Here is a 5429-nt window from a genome sequence, read left to right as displayed (position 1 = left end):
TGAGGGTTACCAGTATGGCCAGGCGCACATGTACCTGGGGGTACTGAGCAGCATCCTGCCCGCGTCCCTGGGAGGCAAGCCGGACCAGGCCAGGGCCCATTTTGAGCAGGCCATGACCCTGTCAGAGGGTCAGAACCTGCTGGCTCCGGTGCTTTATGCCGAAAAGTATGCCCGTTTGGTGTTTGACCGTGAGCTGCATGATAGCCTGCTCGAGGATGTCCTCGCCGCTGATCCGCAGGTGCATGGTCTGACCCTGCAGAATACCTATGCGCAGGAGCAGGCCGAAGCCCTGCTCGCCGACGCTGACGATTATTTCTAGGAGTACTTATGCTGCGTCTTGCCACGATTCTGGTCGCGTTGTTGCCGGTCTGGGCTTCGGCCGCCAACACCTTGAAAATTTCCACCCTGTACCCGGACGGCACCACCATCGTCACCGGCCTGAAAGAGGCGGGTAAGGAAATCGCCGAGAAGACCGAAGGGCGTGTGAAGCTGAAAGTGTATCCCGGTGGCGTCATGGGCGATGACCGCGCGGTACAGCGCAAGATTCGCATCGGTCAGCTCCACGGCCAGGTGGCCCAGGGCGGCGCCTTTGCCTCCGCCTACAAGGACAGCCAGATTCTCAACGTGCCGCTGGCCTTCAACAACTACGACGAAGTGGACGCGGTGCGTGCCGAGCTGGACCCGGTGATCAAGCAGGGCCTGGAAGAGGGCGGCTGGGTCAGCTTCGGCCTGATCGATGGCGGCTTTGCCTACGTGATGTCAGAGAAGCCGGTGAAGAGCATTACCGATCTGCGTAACCAGAAACTGTGGTTGCCGGCCAACGATGAAGGCTCCGCCAAGGCGGCCAAGGCCTTCGAGCTGTCGCCGATCATGCTGAATATTGGCTCGGTGCTGACCTCCCTGCAGACCGGGGCGGTCAATGCCTTCGCAGCACCGCCGGTGGCAGCCCTGACCCTGCAGTGGTATTCCCGGGTGAATTACCTGACCGACATGCCGCTGCTGTACACCTTCGGCACCCTGGGTATCCACGAAAAGTTCTTCAAGCGTCTCAGCGCCGAGGATCAGCAGGTGGTGCGCCGGGTGCTGGACAGCACCTTCGCCAGGCTGGATGCGGAAAGCCGCCAGGAAAACCTGAGCGCTTTCCAGGCCGTCAAACAGCAAGGCCTGGAAGTGGTCGAGCCGTCCCCTGAGCAGCTGGCAGAATGGCGCGACTACGCCAAGCGTGCCACCGCTGAACTGGTGGAAGAAGGGGAGATTTCCCAGGATATGCTGGACCGGCTTAACGGCATTCTGGCCCAACAGCGCGAAGGGCAGTGATGGCAGCCTTGCTACACAGGCTCCACCGTACCCTTCACCAAATCGAGGACGGCCTGATCGTGGCCGTCCTTTTGTTTATGGTGCTGCTGGCGGTGGCGCAGATCGTGCTGCGGAATTTCTTTGGTACCAGTCTGGTGTGGATCGAGCCACTGCTGCAGAACGCGGTGCTGTGGATCGGCCTGCTCGGTGCCATGATCGCTTCCCGCAATGATGAGCACATCCGCATCGATGTGGCCTCGTCGCTGCTGCCGGAGAAATATCACCCCTTCCTGACCACCTTCGTGGATCTGTTCACCGCCTTTATCTGTGTGCTGGTGGCCTGGTACAGCGTGGGGTTTGTGATCGAGGAATACGACTACGCCGGCGCGGCCTTTGCGAATGTGCCGAGCTGGCTGCTACAGAGCATTATCCCGGTGGGGTTCTCGGTGATGGCCGTGCGCTACGTGGTGCTGTTTGCGCTGGGGTTGCTGGGTAAGCGGCCGAAGATGCAGGAGCCGGTGCCATGATCCCCGTTGCCATTCTCCTGCTGGTACTGCTGGCGCTGATGGGCGCCCCCCTGTTTGCGATTATTCTCGGTGCCGCAGCCCTGGGCTTTTATACCCTGGGCATCGAAATGTCGGTGCTGCATATCGATATCTATCAGCTCAGCAATTCCGTGGTGCTGATGGCGCTGCCGCTGTTCACCTTTGCCGGCTTTTTGCTCAGCGAATCGAAAACCGCCGACCGCATGCTGCGTCTGAGCCAGGCCGCCTTCGGCTGGATGCCCGGTGGCATGGCCTTTGTGTCGCTGATCGCCTGTGCCTTCTTTACCGCCCTCACTGGCGGGTCCGGGGTCACCATCGTGGCGCTGGGGGCGTTGTTGTTGCCGGCACTGGTGAAAGGCAATTACCCGGAAAAATTCAGCCTGGGTCTGGTGACGTCTTCCGGTAGCCTGGGCCTGCTGCTGGTGCCCTCCGTGCCGCTGCTGATCTACGGCATTATTGCCCAGCAGATGTCCCAGCAGCTGGATATGCCGTCGGTAGAAATCGTCGATCTCTACCTGGCCGGGCTGGTGCCGGCGCTGCTGATGGTTGTGCTGATGTACGGCTATTGTGTGTGGGCGACGCGTGGCACCGAGGTTCCACGTCAGAGTTTCGATTTCCGTGAACTGGTGGATGCGCTCTGGGAAGCCCGTTGGGAGCTGCCGCTGCCGCTGGTGGTGCTGGGCGGGATCTTCTCCGGCTTTCTGGTGATCAGTGAGGCGGCGGCGGTGACGGCGCTGTATGTGCTGGTGGCGGAAGTGTTCCTGTACCGGGAAATTTCCCTGCGCCGGCTGCCAGGCATCATGCGTGATTCCATGATCATGGTGGGGGGCATCCTGCTGATTCTTGCGGTGGCCCTGGCCTTCACCGATTACCTGGTTTATGCCGGGGTACCGGAGAAGCTGTTCACCCTGATCCAGACCCACGTGGAGAGCAAGATCACCTTCCTGATCCTGCTCAACATCCTGCTGCTGTTGCTGGGGGCGTTGCTGGATATCTTTGCGGCGCTGGTGATCATGGTGCCCCTGATCCTGCCGGTGGCGTTGCGCTACGGCATCGATCCGGTGCACCTGGGGATTATCTTTGTGGCCAACATGCAGATCGGCTACATCACCCCGCCGGTGGGCATGAACCTGTTCATCGCCAGCTACCGGTTCAAGAAGAAAGTCACCGAGCTGTTTGCGGCCACGTTGCCTTTCATGGTGGTGTTGATCATTGCCTTGTTGATGATTACCTATATTCCGCAGCTCAGTCTTTGGCTGGTGCGCTAACCTATCGACGAAGCCGCTGTAGGAGCGCCTCTTGAGGCGCGAAGCGGCTTTCCGTTAACCAAAGAGTGCACCCTACGGTAGGTGTAGCCAGCGTGGGAGTCTCCGTGAAGGGGGCAGGCATCACTTCCGTAGCGTCTTGACCTGAATGCTCTTGCCTTGTCCTTTCTGTATCTGGAACCACTTGGGGTAGGCGCGGATCATGTCGCTGAGTTTCTTGTGGCCGAACAGGCGGGTGTCGAAATCCGGCTTGCGCTTGCTCAGGTGCTGGCCCACGGTGCCCAGGTTGGCCCAATCGTCTTCGTCGGAAATATCGTCAATCACGTTGGCAATCAGTTGCAGCGGAGGCGGTTCCTTGCTGACCGGGTCGCTGGGAGTCGGCTCCTCGGCTTTGCCGGCGGTGTCCTGCGGAGCGTGGTCCGAACGCAATACTTCGGTATAGATGAACTTGTCGCAGGCGGCCACAAAGGGCCCGGGAGTTTTGCGTTCTCCGAAGCCATAAACGGTTTGCCCTTCCTCGCGCAATCTGGCTGCCAGACGGGTGAAATCGCTGTCACTGGATACCAGGCAGAACCCGGACAATTGTTTCGTATACAGCAGATCCATGGCATCGATAATCATGCTGCAGTCCGTGGCGTTCTTGCCCTGGGTATAGGCGAACTGCTGGATCGGCTGCACGGAGTGCTTCAGCAGCACGTTTTTCCAGCCGCCCAGATTGGGCTTGGTCCAGTCGCCGTAGATACGCTTGACGCTGGCCGTGCCGAATTTGGCAATTTCTTCGAACAGACCGTCGACGATTTTCGGTGGCGTGTTGTCCGCGTCGATAAGGACTGCCAGTGAGGTGCTGCTGACCGGTGAAGAGTCCGTGCCCATGTTGCTGCCTGCCATGATGCATTCCTTTTGCGAGGGATACCCCCAACATAACGGATTCGGCGGGGAGGGGACAGGCGCGGATGGACCGTTGTAGGCGCTATGCTTGCCCCTCCTTGTGGGAGCAAGCAAGGTTATTCACTTCGGGGCTCACGTTCGATAAAGTCTCGCCCTGCTATGCCATTGCCCGTTGGAGCTTTGCTCGCAAAGCGAACCGGTTAAGCAGCAGCCATCGCTTCCGGAGCAGTCCTCCCGCAGACATTCCCGGTCGCCCGGATGGCATGGGCCGAAAGTCTCAGGAATTGTCGCGACGCAGTACAAAGAAAAAGGGTTCTTTGGTGCCTTTCAGATCCATGATGCCGAGCACCGTGTTGTCGTCTACCTTCCGGAAAACATCATTAATGGGCAGGTTATCGTAAATCATGGTGGCGGAGGGTTTGCCCCGGTAGGTCGTCATGCGCAGGCGAGCGGCGGACTTGCGGCCGGACAGCAGTGGCAGAGTCCACTGGAACAATTTGCCGACAACGCGCGACTTGAGGAATGGCATCTTTTCCAGCAGGCCCATGCCTGGCATAACCAGTAACGGCCTCACCGAGGTCAATGTCCCGGACACCTTGCGAAATACCAGTGGATGCACATGTTCCAGGCTTTCAAAACGTTTGCCGTGCCAATGGCAACGTTCCAGCATTCCATCCATGGTATGGCCGGTCTCGAAACCTTCGCCTTTCCAGGCGCCGATCATGAAGTTCGTCTCAACAGGTTCCAGCGCATCAAAAATGGCCAGCGCATCTTCAGGGGGCACCCGGTCGACTTGCGTTGCTGCTGCAAAACTGCGTACTTTCACGTCGTTCTGATCTGCCTGTGATGCATTCATGATGAACTCCTGAAGGTGAAAAGTGATGGACCGCAGTTTCAAGTCATCACTGCCATTCCACTCCACGGCATAAGCGGAATAAACATTCAAAACGTGCAAGGCGCGGAGGATTCAGCGATTCCCTAGCGCTTTAATGGACGCAAACAATCGTAAGCGCCATTTCCTGTCAACGTACCACCATCCACATAAATAACCTGCCCGGTAATGTAACTGGCGGCCTCACTACAGAGGAAAACGGCCGTATCGGCGATCTCCGTTACCGTGCCAAGTCGTCTGGCAGGAACCCGGCCGATCGCTTCGTCAAGGCCATCTTGAGAGCTCGATAGGTATTTCACTCCTTCGGTTCCTTCTATGCCTCCCGGCGCAATAAGATTCGCTCTCACTCCAGCGGGTCCCCACTCGACGGCAAGGGTTTTCGTCAGCATGTTGACCCCGGCTTTAGCCGCCGCAGCATGGGCCTGGAAGGGGACGGCATGTTCCGCCTGGCCTGCTGTGATGGCTATCAGAGAGGCACCGGGCTTGGTGAGATAGTCGAAGCTGGCCCTGAACACGTTAAATGTACCAATAAGGTCGATATCG

The 5429-nt window shown here is 58.7% G+C and carries 7 protein-coding genes; 4 read left to right on the top strand and 3 right to left on the bottom strand.

Going from position 1 to position 5429, the window contains the following annotated elements:
- The 4 genes from A3714_RS02105 to A3714_RS02090 all read left to right on the top strand — a co-directional run.
- A partial coding sequence (locus A3714_RS02105; RefSeq protein WP_231867813.1) for a TRAP transporter TatT component family protein occupies positions 1-319 on the top strand: 319 nt, incomplete at its 5' end.
- A gap of 8 nt (positions 320-327) precedes the next feature.
- Positions 328-1317 carry a TRAP transporter substrate-binding protein DctP gene (gene dctP / locus A3714_RS02100; protein WP_063509354.1) on the top strand — a complete coding sequence of 330 codons (990 nt, stop codon included), beginning with the start codon at positions 328-330 and terminating at the stop codon, positions 1315-1317.
- Positions 1318-1376: 59 nt separating this feature from the next.
- Positions 1377-1823 (top strand): TRAP transporter small permease, encoded by a 447-nt coding sequence (locus A3714_RS02095; protein WP_231865993.1) that lies wholly within the window; start codon positions 1377-1379, stop codon positions 1821-1823.
- A complete protein-coding gene (locus tag A3714_RS02090) occupies positions 1820-3109 on the top strand; it encodes a TRAP transporter large permease (protein ID WP_062816811.1) in 1290 nt (429 codons plus the stop codon). Before A3714_RS02095 ends, A3714_RS02090 begins: the two co-directional genes overlap by 4 nt.
- A gap of 120 nt (positions 3110-3229) precedes the next feature.
- On the opposite strand, the gene A3714_RS02085 is transcribed toward A3714_RS02090, so the two are convergent.
- From A3714_RS02085 to A3714_RS02075, 3 genes are all read right to left on the bottom strand, one after another.
- Positions 3230-3994 carry an NYN domain-containing protein gene (locus A3714_RS02085; RefSeq protein ID WP_082844752.1) on the bottom strand — a complete coding sequence of 255 codons (765 nt, stop codon included), beginning with the start codon at positions 3992-3994 and terminating at the stop codon, positions 3230-3232.
- Positions 3995-4271: 277 nt separating this feature from the next.
- Positions 4272-4850, bottom strand: a complete 579-nt coding sequence (locus A3714_RS02080; protein ID WP_063509382.1) for a DUF4334 domain-containing protein — start codon at positions 4848-4850, stop codon at positions 4272-4274.
- A gap of 122 nt (positions 4851-4972) precedes the next feature.
- On the bottom strand, positions 4973-5429 hold a 457-nt coding region (locus A3714_RS02075; protein WP_156493812.1), incomplete at its 5' end, for an SDR family oxidoreductase.

It is taken from the genome of Alcanivorax sp. HI0007, from assembly GCF_001635525.1.
GTDB lineage: Bacteria > Pseudomonadota > Gammaproteobacteria > Pseudomonadales > Alcanivoracaceae > Alcanivorax.
The sequence above is the reverse complement of the archived record's forward strand: the minus strand, read 5'-3'. Positions and strand labels throughout refer to the sequence as shown.

Excerpts from the sequence above, each read along its gene's own strand:
- dctP (WP_063509354.1), top strand. The coding sequence starts at position 328 with ATGCTGCGTCTTGCCACGATTCTGGTCGCGTTGTTGCCGGTCTGGGCT.
- A3714_RS02090 (WP_062816811.1), top strand. The coding sequence starts at position 1,820 with ATGATCCCCGTTGCCATTCTCCTGCTGGTACTGCTGGCGCTGATGGGC.
- A3714_RS02085 (WP_082844752.1), bottom strand. The coding sequence starts at position 3,994 with ATGGCAGGCAGCAACATGGGCACGGACTCTTCACCGGTCAGCAGCACC.
- A3714_RS02080 (WP_063509382.1), bottom strand. The coding sequence starts at position 4,850 with ATGAATGCATCACAGGCAGATCAGAACGACGTGAAAGTACGCAGTTTT.